The organism is Pseudomonas sp. SWRI92 (assembly GCF_014268685.1).
GTDB lineage: Bacteria > Pseudomonadota > Gammaproteobacteria > Pseudomonadales > Pseudomonadaceae > Aquipseudomonas > Aquipseudomonas marvdashtae.
Genome location: NZ_JABWQY010000005.1, coordinates 47,688 through 65,996, shown reverse-complemented (window position 1 = coordinate 65,996; position 18,309 = coordinate 47,688). Strand labels below are relative to the sequence as shown.

General features: G+C 59.1%; 20 protein-coding genes and 3 tRNA genes. 16 read left to right on the top strand and 7 right to left on the bottom strand.

The features are described 5' to 3' along the window. Window positions 1-48: 48 nt before the first annotated feature. Together HU762_RS10870 and HU762_RS10865 are read left to right on the top strand one after the other, a co-directional pair. Window positions 49-870 (top strand): arylamine N-acetyltransferase, encoded by an 822-nt coding sequence (locus tag HU762_RS10870; protein WP_186636460.1) that lies wholly within the window; start codon window positions 49-51, stop codon window positions 868-870. A 137-nt stretch (window positions 871-1,007) separates the two neighbouring features. Further along, window positions 1,008-2,528 carry a nucleobase:cation symporter-2 family protein gene (locus tag HU762_RS10865; protein ID WP_186636458.1) on the top strand — a complete coding sequence of 507 codons (1,521 nt, stop codon included), beginning with the start codon at window positions 1,008-1,010 and terminating at the stop codon, window positions 2,526-2,528. 81 nt (window positions 2,529-2,609) lie between these two features. On the opposite strand, the gene HU762_RS10860 is transcribed toward HU762_RS10865, so the two are convergent. Then, entirely contained in the window at window positions 2,610-2,960 is a 351-nt protein-coding gene (locus HU762_RS10860) for a hypothetical protein (RefSeq protein ID WP_186609776.1), read from the bottom strand. Window positions 2,961-3,206: 246 nt separating this feature from the next. On the opposite strand from HU762_RS10860, the gene HU762_RS10855 reads away from it, so the two are divergent. After that, entirely contained in the window at window positions 3,207-4,028 is an 822-nt protein-coding gene (locus HU762_RS10855; RefSeq protein ID WP_186636456.1) for a shikimate 5-dehydrogenase, read from the top strand. Window positions 4,029-4,034: 6 nt separating this feature from the next. Here the strand turns inward: HU762_RS10855 and HU762_RS10850 are convergent, their stop codons facing one another. Further along, on the bottom strand, window positions 4,035-4,682 hold the full coding sequence (locus tag HU762_RS10850) for a DUF480 domain-containing protein (RefSeq protein WP_186636447.1): 648 nt from the start codon (window positions 4,680-4,682) through the stop codon (window positions 4,035-4,037). A 130-nt stretch (window positions 4,683-4,812) separates the two neighbouring features. On the opposite strand from HU762_RS10850, the gene HU762_RS10845 reads away from it, so the two are divergent. Then, the gene (locus HU762_RS10845) at window positions 4,813-5,322 is read left to right on the top strand and encodes a DUF1993 domain-containing protein (protein WP_186636446.1); all 510 of its coding nucleotides are present in this window, start codon (window positions 4,813-4,815) and stop codon (window positions 5,320-5,322) included. Between the two features lie 63 nt (window positions 5,323-5,385). Here HU762_RS10845 and sstT read toward each other — a convergent pair whose 3' ends face one another. Further along, window positions 5,386-6,618, bottom strand: a complete 1,233-nt coding sequence (gene sstT, locus HU762_RS10840; RefSeq protein ID WP_186636445.1) for a serine/threonine transporter SstT — start codon at window positions 6,616-6,618, stop codon at window positions 5,386-5,388. On the opposite strand from sstT, the gene HU762_RS10835 reads away from it, so the two are divergent. Together HU762_RS10835 and HU762_RS10830 are read left to right on the top strand one after the other, a co-directional pair. Continuing rightward, window positions 6,617-6,754 carry a hypothetical protein gene (locus tag HU762_RS10835; protein WP_186636444.1) on the top strand — a complete coding sequence of 46 codons (138 nt, stop codon included), beginning with the start codon at window positions 6,617-6,619 and terminating at the stop codon, window positions 6,752-6,754. The two genes, sstT and HU762_RS10835, sit on opposite strands and share 2 nt — an antisense overlap. A 144-nt stretch (window positions 6,755-6,898) precedes the next feature. Continuing rightward, window positions 6,899-8,059, top strand: coding sequence for an MFS transporter (locus tag HU762_RS10830; protein WP_186636443.1), 1,161 nt, complete (start codon window positions 6,899-6,901; stop codon window positions 8,057-8,059). Here HU762_RS10830 and nhaR read toward each other — a convergent pair. Beyond that, window positions 8,056-8,952 carry a transcriptional activator NhaR gene (gene nhaR, locus HU762_RS10825; protein ID WP_186636442.1) on the bottom strand — a complete coding sequence of 299 codons (897 nt, stop codon included), beginning with the start codon at window positions 8,950-8,952 and terminating at the stop codon, window positions 8,056-8,058. The two genes, HU762_RS10830 and nhaR, sit on opposite strands and share 4 nt — an antisense overlap. Before the next feature lie 135 nt (window positions 8,953-9,087). Between nhaR and HU762_RS10820 the strand changes: the two genes are divergently transcribed. Then, entirely contained in the window at window positions 9,088-9,351 is a 264-nt protein-coding gene (locus tag HU762_RS10820) for a hypothetical protein (RefSeq protein ID WP_186636441.1), read from the top strand. 27 nt (window positions 9,352-9,378) lie between these two features. After that, a complete protein-coding gene (locus HU762_RS10815; RefSeq protein ID WP_186636440.1) occupies window positions 9,379-10,128 on the top strand; it encodes a TerC family protein in 750 nt (249 codons plus the stop codon). A gap of 65 nt (window positions 10,129-10,193) precedes the next feature. Here HU762_RS10815 and HU762_RS10810 read toward each other — a convergent pair whose 3' ends face one another. Next, a complete protein-coding gene (locus tag HU762_RS10810) occupies window positions 10,194-10,358 on the bottom strand; it encodes a hypothetical protein (RefSeq protein ID WP_186636437.1) in 165 nt (54 codons plus the stop codon). Between the two features lie 225 nt (window positions 10,359-10,583). Here HU762_RS10810 and HU762_RS10805 point away from each other — a divergent pair, with 225 nt between their 5' ends. Together HU762_RS10805 and HU762_RS10800 are read left to right on the top strand one after the other, a co-directional pair. Then, window positions 10,584-11,261 carry a peptidase C39 family protein gene (locus HU762_RS10805; protein WP_186636434.1) on the top strand — a complete coding sequence of 226 codons (678 nt, stop codon included), beginning with the start codon at window positions 10,584-10,586 and terminating at the stop codon, window positions 11,259-11,261. A gap of 99 nt (window positions 11,262-11,360) precedes the next feature. After that, window positions 11,361-11,570: a DUF6021 family protein gene (locus HU762_RS10800; protein ID WP_186636432.1), complete on the top strand. Its 210-nt coding sequence runs from the start codon at window positions 11,361-11,363 to the stop codon at window positions 11,568-11,570. Window positions 11,571-11,645: 75 nt separating this feature from the next. Here HU762_RS10800 and pbpG read toward each other — a convergent pair whose 3' ends face one another. Both pbpG and folD read right to left on the bottom strand, forming a co-directional pair. Continuing rightward, window positions 11,646-12,584, bottom strand: coding sequence for a D-alanyl-D-alanine endopeptidase (gene pbpG / locus HU762_RS10795; RefSeq protein WP_186636429.1), 939 nt, complete (start codon window positions 12,582-12,584; stop codon window positions 11,646-11,648). Window positions 12,585-12,862: 278 nt separating this feature from the next. Continuing rightward, a complete protein-coding gene (gene folD, locus HU762_RS10790; RefSeq protein ID WP_186609762.1) occupies window positions 12,863-13,717 on the bottom strand; it encodes a bifunctional methylenetetrahydrofolate dehydrogenase/methenyltetrahydrofolate cyclohydrolase FolD in 855 nt (284 codons plus the stop codon). Between the two features lie 281 nt (window positions 13,718-13,998). Here folD and HU762_RS10785 point away from each other — a divergent pair. The 6 genes from HU762_RS10785 to clpX all read left to right on the top strand — a co-directional run bounded on the left by HU762_RS10785 (window position 13,999) and on the right by clpX (window position 18,193). After that, a tRNA-Arg gene (locus HU762_RS10785) sits at window positions 13,999-14,075 on the top strand. A 41-nt stretch (window positions 14,076-14,116) separates the two neighbouring features. Beyond that, a tRNA-His gene (locus tag HU762_RS10780) sits at window positions 14,117-14,192 on the top strand. 58 nt (window positions 14,193-14,250) lie between these two features. Continuing rightward, window positions 14,251-14,335, top strand: a tRNA-Leu gene (locus HU762_RS10775). A gap of 423 nt (window positions 14,336-14,758) precedes the next feature. After that, complete coding sequence (gene tig / locus HU762_RS10770; protein WP_186636426.1) at window positions 14,759-16,069, top strand: trigger factor; 1,311 nt, start codon at window positions 14,759-14,761, stop codon at window positions 16,067-16,069. Between the two features lie 92 nt (window positions 16,070-16,161). Next, window positions 16,162-16,797, top strand: coding sequence for an ATP-dependent Clp endopeptidase proteolytic subunit ClpP (gene clpP / locus HU762_RS10765; RefSeq protein WP_186609760.1), 636 nt, complete (start codon window positions 16,162-16,164; stop codon window positions 16,795-16,797). A 112-nt stretch (window positions 16,798-16,909) separates the two neighbouring features. Next, window positions 16,910-18,193 (top strand): ATP-dependent Clp protease ATP-binding subunit ClpX, encoded by a 1,284-nt coding sequence (clpX, locus tag HU762_RS10760; protein WP_003183176.1) that lies wholly within the window; start codon window positions 16,910-16,912, stop codon window positions 18,191-18,193. The last annotated feature ends 116 nt before the right edge of the window (window positions 18,194-18,309 follow it).

Genomic DNA, 18,309 nt, shown 5'->3' with positions numbered 1-18,309 from the left:
GCCGCCAGCTTACCGCTGGCCCTGCACCTGACAGGAAAGGACATCCCCATGAGCGAGTCGCGACTGAGCGATACCGGCCGCTATTTGCGCCGACTGGGCTTCGACACGGCCCCACCGCCAACCCTCGATACGTTGCGCCTGCTCCAACAGCGTCATACGGCCGAGTTTCCGTTCGAGACCCTCTCGTCGCTGCTGCGTCAGCCGGTGCCCATCGACCTCGAATCGGTCGAACGAAAGGTGTTCGAGCAAGGGCGCGGCGGGTATTGCTACGAGCTCAATCAGTTGTTCCTCGCGCTTTTGCAGGTGCTCGGCTTCAGCGCCCGCGGCATCACCGGACGGGTCGTCATGAACGCGCCCGAGGGCGCCTGGACCGCGCGCACTCATCGCTTGAGCCTGGTGACGCTTGACGACGTGCGCTATATCACCGATGTCGGCTTCGGCGGCATGGTGCCCACCGCGCCGCTGTTGCTGGACAGTCGCGACGTTCAACCGACGCCCCACGAGCCGTACCGCATCGAGGCCAATGAAGACGGCTATCTGCTAAGGGCCAAGGTCGCCGATGAATGGCGGCCGATGTACCTGTTCGACCTGCAACGCCAGGAGGAAATCGACTACGCCGTCGGCAATTGGTACGTCTGCTCCCACCCGGAATCACCCTTCATGGGCCGGTTGATGGTCGCTCGTACTGGGGAAGGGCTGCGCAAGACCCTCAATGGCAACAGCTACGCCGTGCACCGGATTGGACACGACAGCGAACGACGCACCATTAACGATGCCGATGAACTGATCGACCTGCTGGAAAACGAGTTTGGTTTGAGGGTGCCGCCCCGAGGGGAGCTGCGGCCCGCGGTGCAGCGGCTTTTAGTGTAGAAAGCTGAAGCTTCTGGTTCGGCAATTGCAACCCTGTAGACGATGTACGGGCAACAAGTTGTATACAACTCTATGGACATTTGTCCCGAGTTTTGAATACAGTGTGCTCATAACAAAAAACAGGGAACCCCCGAACCATGAAAACGCCCCATGTTTCACTCCCACGGCCCGAGGACGAAAACCTCGGCGTCGGCGCGAATATGGCTTACGGCCTGCAACATGTGTTGACCATGTATGGTGGCATCGTCGCGGTGCCCTTGATCATTGGCCAGGCGGCGGGGTTGTCACCGTCGGACATCGGTCTACTGATCGCCGCGTCGTTGTTCGCAGGGGGGCTGGCAACTTTGTTGCAGACGCTCGGCGTGCCGTTTTTTGGCTGTCAGCTACCGCTGGTCCAAGGCGTCTCGTTTTCGGGCGTCGCCACCATGGTCGCGATTGTCGGCACCGGCGGAGAAGGGGGCTTCCAGGCCATCCTCGGCGCCGTCATCGCCGCATCCCTGATCGGCCTGCTGATCACGCCGGTGTTTTCGCGGATCACCCGGTTCTTCCCGCCATTGGTCACCGGCATCGTTATCACCACCATCGGCCTGACGCTGATGCCGGTGGCGGCGCGCTGGGCAATGGGCGGCAACAGCCATGCGCCCGATTTTGGCAGCATGGCAAACATCGGCCTGGCTGCGGTGACCCTGGTATTGGTGTTGTTGCTGAGCAAAATGGGCAGCGCGACCATCTCGCGGCTGTCGATTCTGCTGGCGATGGTCATCGGTACGGTCATCGCCGTGTTCCTCGGCATGGCGGATTTTTCCTCCGTCGGCGAAGGCCCGATGTTCGGCTTCCCGACGCCGTTCCATTTCGGGATGCCGACCTTTCACATCGCCGCGATCCTGTCGATGTGCATTGTGATCATGGTGACGCTGGTGGAAACCTCCGCCGATATCCTGGCAGTGGGTGAGATCATCGACACCAAGGTCGACTCCCGGCGCCTGGGCAACGGTCTGCGGGCGGACATGCTGTCGAGCATGATCGCGCCGATCTTCGGTTCCTTCACCCAAAGCGCGTTTGCCCAGAACGTCGGCCTGGTGGCGGTGACTGGGATCAAGAGCCGTTTCGTGGTGGCAACTGGCGGGGTGTTCCTGGTCGTGCTCGGCCTGTTGCCGTTCATGGGGCGGGTGATCGCCGCAGTGCCCACCTCGGTGCTCGGTGGCGCCGGTATCGTGCTGTTCGGCACCGTGGCCGCCAGCGGCATCCGGACCCTGTCGAAGGTTGATTACCGTAACAACGTCAACCTGATCATCGTCGCCACATCCATCGGCTTTGGCATGATTCCTATCGCCGCCCCGAACTTCTACGATCATTTCCCCAGTTGGTTCGCGACGATCTTCCATTCGGGCATCAGCTCCTCGGCGATCATGGCGATCATCCTGAACCTGGCGTTCAACCACTTCACCACGGGCAATTCCGACCAGCAGTCCGTCTTCGCCGCCGGTACTGAGCGGGTGTTGCGTTACCAGGATCTGGCGGCGCTGCGCGAAGGGGATTACTTCAGTGACGGCAAGCTGCACGACTGCGACGGCAACGAGATTCCGGTGGTAGCGGTGGCTGAGCACCTGGCGCCAGAGCACGACCCGGTGCGGCTGAAAAGCAGCGAGCACGTCTGACCTCGTAGCTGATGCCAGCCCAAAAAAAGCAGCCGGCGATCACTGATCGCCGGCTGTTTTTTTGTGTCGCTTGAACGGTGATTACCAGCGACCGTAATGGCCGCGTGGTGGACCGTAGTAATAGCCGCGTGGCGGACCGTAATACACCGGTGCCGGACGGTAGTAGATCGGCTGTTCCACGTACACCGGTTGCGGCTGGTAATAGACCGGTGGCGGCTGTTGCACATAGACCGGCTGCGGCTGCACGTAAACCGGTTGCTGGACGTACACCGGCCGGTCACGGCTGATCAGCGCCGAGCCAACGATGGCCGAGCCGACGATGGCGCCGAACACTGCGGGCCCCTCCCAACCACCGCGACCATGGGCGGATGCCTGGCCGGTGACCGCGAGAGCCCCCACAAGCAGGGCGATGATGGGGAGTTTGCGTTTCATGGCGATTCCTCGTTCCGGCCCCGGCGCCTGTGGTCTGCAACAGACCCAAGTAGGGGCGCGGGGATACTTGCTATGACCGCGATTTTCCCAGGATTTGCAACGCCGTTGGGTAAATGTTGTGTAAGGTCTGTGGCGGTTTTTTCTACAAATTGCCGAGTCGCCACGCTGCGCCCGGTGTCTGATCATCGAAATAAACTGTCGGGACGGTGATCCCGCCTGTCCGAAAGTGGCATCAAGGAGACGAGCATGCAGATCAATCCCAACAAAGACACCCAATTGTGCATGTCGCTATCGGGGCGCCCAGGCAATTTTGGCCTGCGCTTTCACAATCATCTGTACGAACAGCTGGGGCTGAATTTCTATTACAAGGCCTTCAGCAGCCAGGACCTGCCTGGTGCGGTGCGCGGGATACGTGCCTTGGGCATTCGTGGCTGCGGCGTATCGATGCCGTTCAAGGAGGCGTGCATTGCCTTGGTCGACGAATTGGACCCTTCCGCCGCAGCGATCCAGTCCATCAATACCATTGTCAATACCAACGGGCACTTGAAGGCCTACAACACCGACTACATCGCCATCGCTCAGTTGCTGCAAAGTCATGCCGTGCCCAAGGATTCGACCTTTGCGCTGCGCGGCAGCGGCGGCATGGCCAAGGCCGTCGCCAGCGCCTTGCGCGACGGAGGCTACAAGAACGGGCTGATCGTCGCTCGCAACCAAACCACTGGCCGAGCCCTTGCCGATTCGCTGGGTTACGACTGGCAGTCTGAACTGGCTGACCGACGCCCGCAGATGCTCATCAACGTAACGCCAATCGGCATGACCGGCGGCCCGGAAGCGGAACACCTGGCGTTCGACCGCGCCGCGATCGCCGCGGCTGACACCGTGTTCGATGTCGTGGCGATCCCGTCGGAAACGCCGCTGATCGTGCAGGCCCGGACGGAGGGCAAGCGAGTGATCACCGGGCTGGAAGTCATTGCAATCCAGGCCTTGGAGCAGTTCGTGCTGTACACCGGCGTGCGGCCCAATCTGGAACAGTTCGAAAAAGCCGTGGCCTTCGCCCGGTCGGTGTAGGCCTCGTTATTCCAGTCGTGCCAGGCGTTCTTCCAATGCGGCGATCCGCGCTTCGAGTTCTTCGATGCGCTCCAGCGATACGCCGCTGCCAATGCTGCGTTCTGTCGGTTGGTGGCGGGCGGCGAGGATGGCCTCGATGTCCGCCGGGTCGCCCATCGCATGCACATAACGGTCTTCGCGCTGGCCGGCCTGGCGTGGCACCAGCAGCGCCAAGCCTCGGGCAATCAGCCGCTCAAGCTGATGCACGACCTGCTCGGCATCTTCGAAGTCATGCATGCGGCCGCTGCGGGTCAGCAGCTCATTGACCGTTTGCGGGCCGCGCAAAAATAGCAATCCCATCAGGATCACCTGGGCCGGCACCAGCTCCAGCGCTTTGTCGACCCGGTGTTCCCAGCGGTCGGCGCGGCTGCCCATCACCAGGCGGGTGAAGCCCTGGCCTTCCAATGCCCGCAGGCTCTGGCCGACCTGGCCCGGATTGAGGTTGGTCACTGGTTCACGACTGGTTTTCTGGTTACAGGCGAGCACCAGCGCGTTGAGCGTGAGGGGATATGTTTCGGGATTGGTCGCCTGCTTTTCGATCAATGCGCCGAGAATGCGGATTTCCGTGCTATTGAGCCGTGGTTCTTCGGCCTGGCTTTGTTCTTCGATGCTCATCGCGCGTTCCCTATGCTGTGGAGGACGCTAGCCTAATCCTTGCGCAATAAAAGACAAGGTGCGTAACAAGCCGTGGCTATAATCGCCCACGTTCGATTCATCTCTTTTTCATCACCCGCATGAGACCACCATGACTATTTCCCTGTACGCCGCCTCCGTCCCGGTTTTCAAGCAGATGCTCACTGCCCTGAGCGATGTCCTGAACAAGGCCGAAGCCCACGCCACCTCAAAAAGCATCGACCCGAACGCTTTCCTGCAAGCGCGCCTCTTCCCGGACATGTTCCCGTTGGTGCGCCAAGTGCAGATCGCCGTGGATTTCGCCAAAGGCGTGTCCGCCCGTCTGGCCGAGATTGAAGTGCCGAAATATGACGACAGCGAGACCACTTTCGCTGAGCTGCAAGCGTTGATCGCCAAGGTGCTGGCGTTCATCGATGGCATCAAACCCGAGCAGATCGACGGCAAGGAAGGCATTGAAATCGTGACCCGTCCGGGCACGCCGAAGGAGAAGCGCTTCAGCGGTCAAACCTACCTGTTGACCTACGGTCTGCCGCAATTCTTCTTCCATGTCACCACGACCTACGCCCTGTTGCGCCACAACGGCGTAGAAGTGGGCAAGCGCGATTACATGGGCGCGTTCTAAACCCGCAAGCATGAAAAAGCCCGGAACGGTGTGAGCCGTTCCGGGCTTTTTCATATCTGTCTGTCAGGCAGTACGCTGCGACCGTTCTTCCTCACCCAGGCAAGCCGCCGCGGTGAACAACACATCCGTCGACGAGTTCAGCGCGGTTTCCGCCGAGTCCTGCAAGACACCAATGATGAACCCCACGGCGACCACTTGCATGGCGATTTCGCTGGGGATGCCAAACAAGCTGCATGCCAGCGGAATGAGCAGCAGCGAACCGCCGGCGACACCGGACGCACCGCAGGCGCAGATGGCGGCGACAACACTCAGCAGCACCGCCGTGGGCAAATCCACCGCGATACCCAGGGTATGCACGGCCGCCAGCGTCAGCACTGTGATGGTGATGGCGGCGCCAGCCATGTTGATGGTTGCGCCCAGCGGGATCGAGACCGAATAGGTGTCTTCGTGCAAGCCGAGGCGTTTGCTCAGTTCCAGGTTCACCGGAATGTTCGCCGCCGAGCTGCGGGTGAAGAACGCAGTGATGCCGCTCTCGCGCAAGCAGGTGAACACCAGCGGGTATGGGTTGCGACGCAGCTTCCACAACACAATGAGCGGGTTGACCACCAGTGCCACGAACAGCATGCAGCCGATCAGCACGGTCAACAGGTGCAGGTAACCGAGCAGGGCGCCAAAGCCGGAAGTGGCCAGGGTCGACGCCACCAGCCCGAAGATCCCCAGCGGCGCGAAGCGGATGACCAGGCGCACGATGACGGTCACGCCGTTAGACAGGTCATCCAACACGGTGCGCGTGGTTTGGCCGGCGTGGCGGATGGCGACGCCCATGCCGATGGCCCAGGCCAGGATGCCGATGAAGTTGCCATCCATCAGCGCCCGGACCGGGTTGTCCACCACGCTGAACAGCAGGCTTTGCAGCACTTCGCTGATGCCGCCGGGCGCGGTGACGGCGACGTCGGAAGTGCTCAACACCAGGCTCGACGGAAATAACGTGCTGGCAACGACCGCGACCACCGCGGCGGCGAAGGTCCCCAGCAGATACAGGAACAGGATGGGCCGGATGTGGGTTTCCTGGCCGTGCTTATGGTTGGCGATCGAGGCCATGACCAGTACGAACACCAGGATCGGCGCAACAGCCTTGAGCGCGGAGACGAAGACCTTGCCGATGAACGCGGTGGACTTTGCCAGCTCCGGTGCCAGCCACGCCAGCAAGATACCGGCGATCAGGCCGATGACAATTTGCGTGACCAGGCTGGTGTGTTTGAGGCGGTGCAGAAGAGAAGGGGAGACAGCTGTCATGACGGTATCTCTGATTTTTTATGTGCAACGGTCAGCCGAACAGGGCAACAAGCGGGCAGGCCACATGAGCGGGACCGAAAAGAAAGTAGAGCGTTTGCAGGCCGCGGACTTTATCACAGCCCAACGAAAAATCTGACGGACCTGTGACGATCCGTCACCTGCTTGTTTGAGCGGATTTTTCTGACGGTGGCATTCTGTTAGGCTTTGCGCTTCTCAATTTTCAATTTCTCCAGCGGGCCATTGGGCTAGCGCTGGTGTCGTCGTTTTGTTGGAGTCTTGCATGCTGTTGCCAATCTTCCTGTTGTCCGCCGCCGGGTTCACGGTGTTGACCACGGAATTCATCATCGTCGGCCTGCTGCCATCCATTGCCCGTGATCTGCACGTCAGCATCCCCCAGGCGGGACTGCTTGTGACCTTGTTCGCGTTTACCGTTGCGGCGTTCGGGCCGTTCCTGACTGCCTGGTTCGCCCGTGTCGAGCGGCGCAAATTGTTTATCAGCGTGCTGGTGATGTTCGGCCTGGCCAATACCCTCGCGGCGCTGGCACCCAACATCTGGGTCATGGCTGTTGCCCGACTGGTCCCGGCGCTGGGCCTGCCGGTATTCTGGGCGTTGGCCAGCGAAACGGCGGTGGACATTGTCGGACCGCAGTTCGCCGGACGCGCGATTGCCCGGATCGGATTCGGCATCGTCTGTGCCACGGTATTCGGCATTCCGGTGGGTACGCTGATCGCCGATGCGTTTGGCTGGCGCAGCGCATTTGCGATTCTGGCTGTTATCGCGTTTGCCAAGGCGCTGCTGCTGTTTATCTATCTGCCAAAAACCAACCTGCATCAGCATCAAGTGAGCTTTCGCTCGCAGCTCAAGATCCTGCGCAGCCCTTTGATGCAGGGGCATGTGCTGTTGTCGGTCCTGGTGTTCAGCGGCATGTTCACCGCCTATACCTACCTGGCGGATATTCTCGAACGGCTGGCCGGCTTCGACGGCACGCTCGTAGGCTGGTGCCTGATGGGCTTTGGGGCCGTGGGCCTGCTGGGCAATTCCCTGGGAGGCCGCGCGGTGGACCGGCATCCGTTGATCGCATCGATGGTGTTCTGCCTGTTCATGATCGGCGGTATGGTAGCGCTGGTGCCGAGCATTCATTCGACCCTCGGGTTGGCCGCCGCGCTGGGCATTTGGGGCGTGACCCAGGCGGCTTTGTTCCTGGTCAGTCACGTCCGGTTGATGAAGGCTGCACCTGAGGCGCCGGCGTTCGCCGCGTCGCTGAACATCGCCGGCGCCAACCTGGGAATTGGCCTGGGCGCGATGGTCGGCGGACGGGTGATCGATACCCTGGGGTTGGGCAACGTCGGTTTCGCCGCGGCCGGCTTCATCCTGGTGTCGATCCTGCTGACGTTATGGCTGATGACATTCAGACCCCGCGTCAGCTGCGCGCAGTGCTAGGCACTGAACAACTCGCGGCGCGCCCCTTCGGCGATCGCGACGATGCCCGGATGGCTGACCTTGCGCTCCACGGAAATTGCGTAGAACGACTCGCTCACCGCATCGGTCTGGCCGATGACCTGCACGCCGTACTGCCGCTTCACCTCTTCGGCAATCACGCTAGGGCCGATGAAAATCCCGCTGCCTGACTGACCAAACGCCTGCATCAGCGCGCTGTCGTCAAACTCGCCGACGATACGCGGCTGGATCTGTTGCTCGGCGAACCAACGTTGCAAGCGGCTGCGCACCACCGTCTCCGGCCCGGGAATCAGCAGCGGGGCGTCATGCAAACTGTGGGGAAAATCCTGCCCATGGCGCTCGGCCAACGCTGCAGTGGCGAAAAAGCTGATCCCGCATTCCCCCAGTTTTTGGCTGAAGCCCTTGATGTCCAGGTGCGTCGGCATCGGGCTGTCCGAAATCACCAGGTCCAGGCGTTGAATCGCCAGGTCTGCCAGTAGCCGATCGAGCTTGTCTTCGCGGCAGGTGATGCGCAGTGGGTCGCTCAGCTCCATGGTCGGCGCCAACAGGCGGTAGACGATGGACTTGGGCACCACATCCGCCACTCCGACCCGAAACAACGTTTGTTGCTCGTTGGGCTGGGCCCGCAGCATCAATTCCAGTTCGCCGCCCAGCTGGAACATGTGTTCGGCGTAGGGCAACGTCTGGCGGCCGGCTTCGGTCAGTTCCAGCTGGCGCCCGACCCGTTGGAACAACTTGATGTTGTAAGTCTGTTCGAACAGGGAAATCTGCCCGCTGATGGTTTGTGGGGTCAGGTTCAATTGCTCGCAGGCACGCACGATGCTGCCGGTTTTTGCCACGACCCAGAAATAATGGAGCTGTCGGTAATTGAGCATGTGCGCGCCAGTTCGTAAAAACCGAAGTATAACCGCTGAAAATACGAATTTTCCTGAAGTATTTGCCCCTCTAGAATGCCGGGCCATTGGTGAGCCATCTTGTGCTCCGTCTATTCTCTGAGAGGCACAGTCTTCATGACGTATAAATCCTTGGGCCTAGCGGCCTTGCTATCGTTGTCGTCGCTGGCGCTCGTGGGCTGCGAACAAGCCGAAAAAAGCGCCCAGCAGTTGGCAGAGCAGTTGAAGGAACAAGCGGTTGAAACGGCCAAGCAGGCCATCGACGATACTCACAAGGCTGCCGAACAAGCCATCAGCGAGCTCTCCGGCGGGTTGATCAGCCCCAAGGAAGAACCCGAGGACGATGCTGAAGCAGCCAAACCTTCCACCCAAACCCTTTAACCCGTCTTATCGAGTCAGGACTGACCCATGGATTATCTGTTACAGCTCGCCGCCAGCCCAACCGCCTGGATTGCCTTGGCAACCCTGGTCGTCATGGAAATCGTGCTCGGCATCGATAACCTGATCTTCATTTCGATTCTGACCAACAAGCTGCCCGAACAACATCGGGCCAGGGCTCGGCGGATCGGTATCGGCATGGCGTTGATCCTGCGCCTGGGCTTGTTGAGCACCATCGCCTTCATCGTGCAGTTGACCGAACCGGTCATCGAGATCCTCGGCCAGGCATTTTCCTGGAAGGACATGATCCTGATCGCGGGCGGCCTGTTCCTGCTGTGGAAGGCCACCACTGAGATCCACCACAGCATGGATCCGGCACCGGATGATCCGAAGTCCGCTACGTCCGGCGTGACCCTTGGGTTTGCCGCCGCGATCGGTCAGATCCTGATGCTCGACCTGGTGTTCTCCATCGACAGCATCATTACGGCGGTGGGCATGACCGAACACTTGCCGATCATGATCATCGCCGTGGTGGTTTCGGTCCTGGTGATGCTGCTGGCCGCCGAGCCACTGGCGAAATTCATCAACGACAACCCTACCGTGGTCATGCTTGCCCTGGGCTTCTTGATCATGATCGGCATGACGCTGATTGCCGAAGGCTTCGGTGCCCACGTGCCCAAGGGCTACATCTACGCGGCCATGGCCTTCTCGGCAGCGATCGAGGTGTTGAACATGCTGTCTCGTCGGGCCAGGGAAAAGAAGGCCCTCGAGCAAGCCTGAGCGAGATAGATAAAAGCCGCCCGGGTCGAAGGTCCCGGGCGGCTTTTTTATGGACGACGTAAAGGTCAGTGCGCGGTGGCGTGGCGGCCGGCGGCTTTCGGGTTCTGTTGCGCTTGTGGCTGCGGCGCGGGGTGGTGGCGCCGGGCGATCCGCAGCACGCCCCACAACATGGCCGCCGCTACGCTCAGCCAGCCGAATATCAGCATCAGAACAGTCATCATCAGGCTCATCTGCGCCTCCTTCTGCCCGGAACCGGGCAATGCACTCTCTACAATGGACAGTCTAGTCGCTCAAGTGTTACGAGCAGTCGATTCGTGGTGCGCGGCGACGGATCGGTTCGTTCTATCGCGGTTGTGAAACTGTTGCTTATGGCTATACCCGGGCCGATGCGCGCCTTATGATCGTCGGCCCACGCCCGGCTCGAATGCCGGGTCTGCCTGAACAAGAGAGTCATCATGTCGCCAGTAATTTCATCTTTTCGATCACTGGTATTGGCGTTGTCCTGCCTCGCCGCCCTGGCGGGGTGCGCCGGCAGCGTGTCGCCGCAGATCAAGCGCCTGCCCGAGCGGGTGGAGCTCAACAGCGTGCCATTCTTTCGCGGTGAAACGCACCAGGGCGCGCCGCAATCGATGGCGGCCCTGTTGACCTTGCAGGGAACGGTAATCACGCCCGGGCTGCTGGAGAAACCTCTGCACCTGCCCGGTGGCGAGGCTCGTTTGCAGCAGAACCTGCAAACCCTGGCGCGTGAATACGGGCTGGTGGTGTACCCCCTCAATGGCCAACTTGCCGCATTGCTCGAACAGGTGGCGGCGGGCTATCCGGTATTGCTGCGCTACACCAAGGGTTCGGCGTTCTGGTCCGAGCCGCGCTACGCGATCCTCGCGGGTTATAACCGGCAGAAACGCACGGTGTTGCTGCGCTCTGGAATGAATCGACGCTCATTGATGAGCTTCGATGCATTCGAGTCGGCTTTTAAAGGTGCTGGGGGCTGGGCAGTACTGATCCAGAAGCCTACGCAACTTCCTGCCAATGTTGATTCGCAACGCTGGTTGAAAGCCGCCGAGCAATTGGCCGGGGCAGGGCAGGAGCAGGCAGCGGCGCGGGCGACCAAGGCGCTGGACGCTGCACACTAATGCGATCCCCGTTCGTCACCTGTCGGGCACAACCTGGCATGCCTCGGGTTCTTATCGTCAGGGCCTGGAAACTCCGGGCCATGATTCAAGGAGGCAGCTATGGCACAGTCGAAAACACCTTCGGGGCCACATTCGTCCGAGCATTCGTCTGGTAATGATGATTTGGGTTTCGATCCGGACTCGCCGGATCTCGACGATCCTCAGGTCGATCCGATAGGTCCGGCGAAGGCGCCCCGGGACGACGAGAAGGATTCGCAGGATGCACCTTCTTCCAGGCCTTACGATCCTTTGGGAGATCTCAAGCCCTGAATGAAAATAGCCCCGACACGTCGGGGCTATTTGCTCGGGGCTATTTCTCTCAGGCTTAAGGATTGTTACGCCACGCTACTTGGATGCTTCAACCACACCGCTTTGGCGGCTCTTGAGATTCTTCGCGGCTTTGTATTGAAGGGCCACGGCCGGGACGCTGGCGCTTTTGCCTGTCTCGACCCAACTGCGGATGCGGCTTGCATCGGCAAAATGGGTGTATTTGCCGAAGGCGTCAAGAATGACCAATGCCATCGGGCGATTACCCATTTTCGTGACCAGTACCAGGCAATGACCGGCCTGGTTGGTGAAGCCGGTCTTGGTCAGTTGAATGTCCCAGTTGGCCTTGTGGACCAGGTGGTCAGTGTTGCGAAAGCCGAGGCTGTAGACCGGCTTGCGGAACGTCACGGTCTTTTCCTTGGTGGTGCTCAATTCGCTCAGCAACGGGTATTTGCGCGCAGCGATCAACAGTTTCGTCAGGTCACGGGCGGTCGATACGTTTTGGGTAGACAGGCCGGTGGGCTCGACATAATGGGTGCTGGTCATGCCCAGCGCCTTGGCCTTGGCGTTCATCGCCGCAATGAACGCCGCGTAACCGCCGGGATAGTGATGGGCGAGACTGGCGGCGGCGCGGTTTTCCGAGGACATCAGCGCAATCAGCAGCACGTCTCGGCGTGACAGTTCGCTGTTGAGCTTGACCCGGGAGAACACGCCCTTCATTTCTGGCGTGTTGGCGATGGTCATCGAGATGTATTCGTCCAGGTTCTGCTTGGCGTCCAGGACAATCAGGCCAGTCATCAATTTGGTCACCGAAGCAATCGGCACCACGACGTCCGGATTGCTCGAGTAGACGACTTTATCTGTCTGTAGATCCAGGAGGATTGCGCTGCCGGAGGCGACTTGCAATTTTGAGGTGTCTCGGGGAGCCGCAATGGTTTCCTGCGCGCTGACGTTTTGCGTGATGAGAGTGCCTGTGAAAACGAAAAGCAGGCTAATGACCGAAAGACGAATTTTCACGCGAGTAGACTCGATAGAATTGAAGATGCCGTTGAACAGCGGCTTGTTAAGAAGCGCCGCATTTTATGAGTATGGGCGAGGACAGCGCTATATGCCTGTGCCACCGGGGCCCATGAATAAATAAAGTTTAATGAAGGGCGATTCTGGCGAATCGAATCTGAAAAATTTGTAATTTGGGGAGATAGAGAATCTGCTGCTTGGCGGAGCAGGATCCGACGATCGGGATACCGCGGAGCGAAGAGGCTCGCTCCACGGGATTGGGCTGATCGTCCCGTCTGTCAGCTATGCAGCGTCTCGGCTGCATAAAGTGTGTTCTCCAACAGGCAGGCGCGGGTCATCGGTCCCACTCCGCCGGGTACCGGAGTGATCCAGCCGGCGCGGGGCAGGGCGGTCTCATAGACCACGTCGCCCACCAGCTTGCCATCGTCCTGGCGATTGATGCCCACGTCGATGACGATGGCGCCTTCCTTGATCCACTCGCCCCGGACCAGGCCAGGCTTACCGGCGGCGACGACCACCAGGTCGGCGCGGCCGACGTGCCCCGCCAGGTCTTTGGTGAAACGATGGGTCACGGTGACGGTGCAACCGGCCAGCAGCAACTCCATGGCCATCGGGCGGCCGACGATGTTGGAGGCGCCCACTACCACGGCATCGAGTCCGTAAAGGTCCACGCCGGTGCTTTCCAGCAAGGTCATGATGCCCTTGGGCGTGCAGGGGCGCAGCAATGGAATGCGTTGGGCGAGGCGACCGACGTTATAAGGATGGAAACCGTCGACGTCTTTGTCCGGGCGGATACGCTCCAGCAGTTTCGAGGCATCGAGGTGCTCGGGCAGGGGCAACTGGAGCAGCACGCCGTCGATGTTCGGATCGTCATTGAGGCGGTCGATCAACTCGGCCAGCGCTTGCTGGGTGGTTTCGCAAGGCAGGTCGTAGGCCTGGGAAAGGAAGCCGACCTCCTCACAGTCTTTACGCTTGTGCGAGACATAAACCTGAGAGGCAGGATCGCTGCCGACCAGGATCACCGCAAGGCCGGGCGTGCGCAGGCCCTGTTGGCGGCGCTCGGTGACTCGTTGGGCGATCTGCTGGCGCAGGCTGGCGGCGATCGATTTGCCGTCGATAAGTTGTGCAGTCATTGCGCGTGGTTAACCATCGAGAGGGGAAAAAAAGAGAACGCATTCTCGCATGCCGAGGCGTGAGGGCAAAGGCGCTTGGTCTGCAAATTCCCCTAACTCCTTTAATTAAATGAATTTTTTTTAAAAAAGAGTTGACGACCTATCGGGCCGTCTATAACATTCGTCGCACTTGTCGGGCACAGCCTAGCACTGGTTAAGAAGGTCGAGCGGAGTTGGTTGTTACAATTCAGCGAAACTGAAAGCACTTAGTTTGTAATCGTCCAAGAATACAGATTAAAAAGGCGCCCGTAGCTCAGCTGGATAGAGCATCCGCCTTCTAAGCGGATGGTCGCAGGTTCGAGTCCTGCCGGGTGCGCCAATTAGGCAGCTTTGGCACAAGTAACGCTACAAGGCAATATGGTGGGCGTAGCTCAGTTGGTAGAGCACGGGATTGTGACTCCCGTTGTCGTGGGTTCGATCCCCATCGTCCACCCCATATTCTAGAGAGGCGCCAGATTTAATAGTCTGGCGCCTTTGCTTTAAAAGCTTGATACGCGGATGTGGTGGAATTGGTAGACACACTGGATTTAGGTTCCAGCGCCGCAAGGTGTGAGAGTTCGAGTCTCTCCGTCCGCACCATACAAGTCGCTATTTAATTAGCAGAGAACGGCGCAGAACCTGAAAAGGGCTGCGCCGTTTTTGTTTTCAAGGATCGTGTATACGCCTCGGCCTGGTTCTGGCGCGAGTGTGAAGCATGCGATTCGTCGCAAATGTGTTTCGTGATGATGCTCGACTTTCCGTCGGTCTTCCAGCGCGAGCCGTATGCCGGGGTAGAAGGGAAACGGTGCTTCTATATATAGAAGTGCTACCCAGAGCCCTGGCAATGACCGACTGTATTTGCAAACCGGGCGGGGCATGACGCATTGTCCCGCTTCTAAATTCGGCGCCTGTTTCCTGCGCGTTTTCAGTAGGGTGACTTCTTGAGTTTGACCTACTAGAATGCATGCCCTTGATTCTGGGGTCGGAAACGCCCGGCCAACGTCTGTGCAACGAGGAATATCCATGCAAGTTTCTGTTGAAAATACTTCTGCTCTTGAGCGCCGCATGAGCATCACCGTGCCGGCTGAGCGCATCGAGACTCAGGTCAACAAGCGTCTGCAGCAGACTGCCCAAAAGGCCAAAATCCCAGGTTTCCGCCCAGGCAAAGTGCCAATGAGCGTAATCCGCCAGCGCTACGAAGCTGATGCGCGCCAGGAAGCCGTGGGCGACGTGATCCAGTCTTCGTTCTACGAAGCTGTCGTCGAGCAAAAGCTGAATCCGGCTGGCGCTCCTTCCGTCGAGCCTAAAGTGCTGGAAAAAGGCAAGGACCTCGAGTTCGTCGCCACGTTCGAAGTGTTCCCGGAGTTCACTGTTGCCGGTTTTGAGTCCATTGCTGTCGAGCGCCTGAGCGCTGACGTTTCGGACGCCGACCTGGACAAGATGCTCGACATCCTGCGCAAGCAGAACACCCGTTTCGAGGCGACCGATCGTGCCGCCCAGAACGAAGACCAGTTGAACATCGATTTCGTCGGCAAGGTCGACGGTGAAGTGTTCGCTGGCGGTTCCGCCAAGGCTACCCAGCTGGTGCTGGGCTCCGGTCGCATGATTCCTGGTTTCGAAGATGGCCTGGTTGGCGCCAAGGCCGGTGAAGAACGCGTGCTGAACCTGACCTTCCCAGAGGACTACCAGAACCTGGACCTGGCCGGCAAGGCCGCCGAGTTCACCGTGACCGTCAACAGTGTTTCCGAGCCGAAGCTGCCTGAGCTGAACGAAGAATTCTTCGCCCAGTTCGGTATCAAGGAAACCGGTCTGGAAGGTTTCCGCGCCGAAGTTCGCAAGAACATGGAGCGTGAACTGCGCCAGGCCATCAAGTCGAAGATCAAGAACCAGGTCATGGATGGTCTGCTGGCCTCCAACCCGATCGAAGTGCCAAAGGCTCTGCTGGACAACGAAGTGAACCGTCTGCGCGTACAGGCCGTTCAGCAGTTCGGTGGCAACATCAAGCCTGACCAACTGCCGGCCGAGCTGTTCGAAGAACAAGCCAAGCGCCGCGTCGTGCTGGGCCTGATCGTCGCCGAAGTGGTCAAGCAGTTCGAACTCAAGCCCGACGAAGCGCGCGTTCGCGAGCTGATCCAGGAAATGGCTTCGGCCTATCAAGAGCCTGAGCAAGTGGTGTCCTGGTACTACAAGAACGAGCAGCAGCTGAACGAAGTCCGTTCGGTTGTGCTGGAAGAACAAGTTGTGGATACTGTTCTGCAGAAAGCTAGCGTGACCGACAAAGCGGTCTCTTACGAAGAAGCGGTCAAGCCGGTGGAAGCTCCACAAGCCGATTGATGGTTCTGCAGTAAGAAACACACACCATAAGCCAGCCTTCGCGCTGGCTTATGCGTATTCAAGACATAACTATTTGGGAGTGACTGCGAGACATGTCCCGCAATTCTTTTTATCAGCAGAGCTCTGACATCCAAGCCGCTGGCGGCCTGGTCCCGATGGTTATCGAGCAGTCCGCCCGTGGCGAACGTGCCTATGACATCTATTCGCGTCTGCTCAAGGAACGAGTGATCTTTTTGGTGGGGCCGGTAGAGGATTACATGGCCAACCTGATCTGCGCGCAGCTGTTGTTCCTTGAAGCCGAAAACCCGGACAAAGACATCCATCTCTATATCAACTCCCCAGGCGGTTCGGTGACGGCGGGTATGTCGATCTACGACACCATGCAGTTCATCAAGCCTAACGTTTCGACGACCTGTATCGGTCAGGCGTGCAGCATGGGCGCGTTTTTGCTGACCGCCGGCGCTCATGGCAAGCGTTATTGCCTGCCGAACTCCCGCGTGATGATTCACCAACCGTTGGGCGGTTTCCAGGGCCAGGCATCGGATATCGAAATCCATGCCAAGGAAATCCTCTTCATTCGCGAGCGCCTCAACACCTTGATGGCCAAGCACAGCGGGCGCACGCTTGAAGAAATCGAGCGCGATACCAATCGCGACAATTTCATGAGCGCTGAAGCCGCACGTGAATATGGCCTGATCGATGAAGTGATCAGCCAGCGCCCCGCTTAAAATAAGCAGCTCAAAATGAGGTTGATCGGCAGGTCCGATCACCTGCGGGCTTGAAAAAGCCCGCAATTGCCTTCATCTTGTGTTGCAAGCCTATCGGATTTGGATCGATCGAATGACTGACACCCGCAACGGCGAGGACAACGGCAAACTGCTTTATTGCTCCTTCTGTGGCAAAAGCCAGCATGAAGTACGCAAATTGATTGCCGGCCCCTCGGTCTTCATTTGCGACGAGTGCGTCGACCTGTGCAATGACATCATCCGCGAGGAGGTGCAGGAAGCCCAGGCCGAAAGCAGCGCGCATAAGTTGCCTTCGCCCAAAGAAATCAGCGGCATCCTCGACCAGTATGTAATTGGTCAGGAACGCGCGAAAAAGGTACTGGCCGTAGCGGTGTACAACCACTACAAGCGCCTTAACCAGCGTGACAAAAAGAACGACGACGTCGAACTCGGCAAGAGCAACATCCTGCTGATCGGCCCGACAGGCTCGGGTAAGACCCTGCTTGCCGAAACCCTGGCGCGCTTGCTGAACGTTCCGTTCACCATCGCCGACGCAACCACCCTCACCGAGGCGGGTTACGTGGGTGAGGACGTCGAGAACATCATTCAGAAGCTGTTGCAGAAATGCGACTACGATGTGGAAAAGGCCCAGATGGGCATTGTCTACATCGATGAAATCGACAAGATTTCCCGCAAGTCCGATAACCCGTCCATCACCCGGGATGTTTCCGGCGAGGGCGTGCAACAGGCCTTGCTCAAGTTGATCGAAGGCACGGTCGCTTCCGTTCCACCCCAAGGTGGTCGCAAGCATCCGCAGCAGGAATTCCTGCAGGTCGATACCCGTAACATCCTGTTCATCTGCGGTGGTGCGTTCTCTGGCCTCGAAAAGGTCATCCAGAATCGTTCTACGCGCGGCGGCATTGGTTTCAACGCCGAAGTGCGCAGCAAGGAAGAGGGCAAGAAGGTGGGTGAATCCCTGCGTGAAGTCGAGCCTGACGATTTGGTCAAGTTCGGTCTGATCCCGGAATTCGTCGGTCGTCTGCCGGTCCTGGCGACGCTGGATGAGTTGGATGAAGCGGCATTGATGCAGATTCTGACCGAGCCGAAAAACGCCCTGACCAAGCAGTATGCCAAGCTGTTCGAAATGGAAGGTGTAGACCTGGAGTTCCGTTCCGACGCGCTGAAATCCGTCGCCAAGCGAGCCCTGGAGCGTAAGACCGGTGCCCGTGGGTTGCGCTCGATTCTGGAAGGCGTACTGCTCGACACGATGTACGAAATCCCCTCGCAGTCCGAGGTGAGTAAAGTCGTGATCGACGAAAGCGTCATAGAAGGCAAGTCCAAGCCGCTGTATATCTACGAAAACAGTGAGCCGGCTGCCAAGGCTGCACCGGACGCCTAAGCGTCCAGGTGCCGAAATAAAGAAGGGGCCTTCGGGCCCCTTTGCTATTAGCGCGTTTTAGACGTGTCTTAGCGCTTGTTTTTTTTAAAGGCTGCCCCCATCTTGGTTTCAAGCTT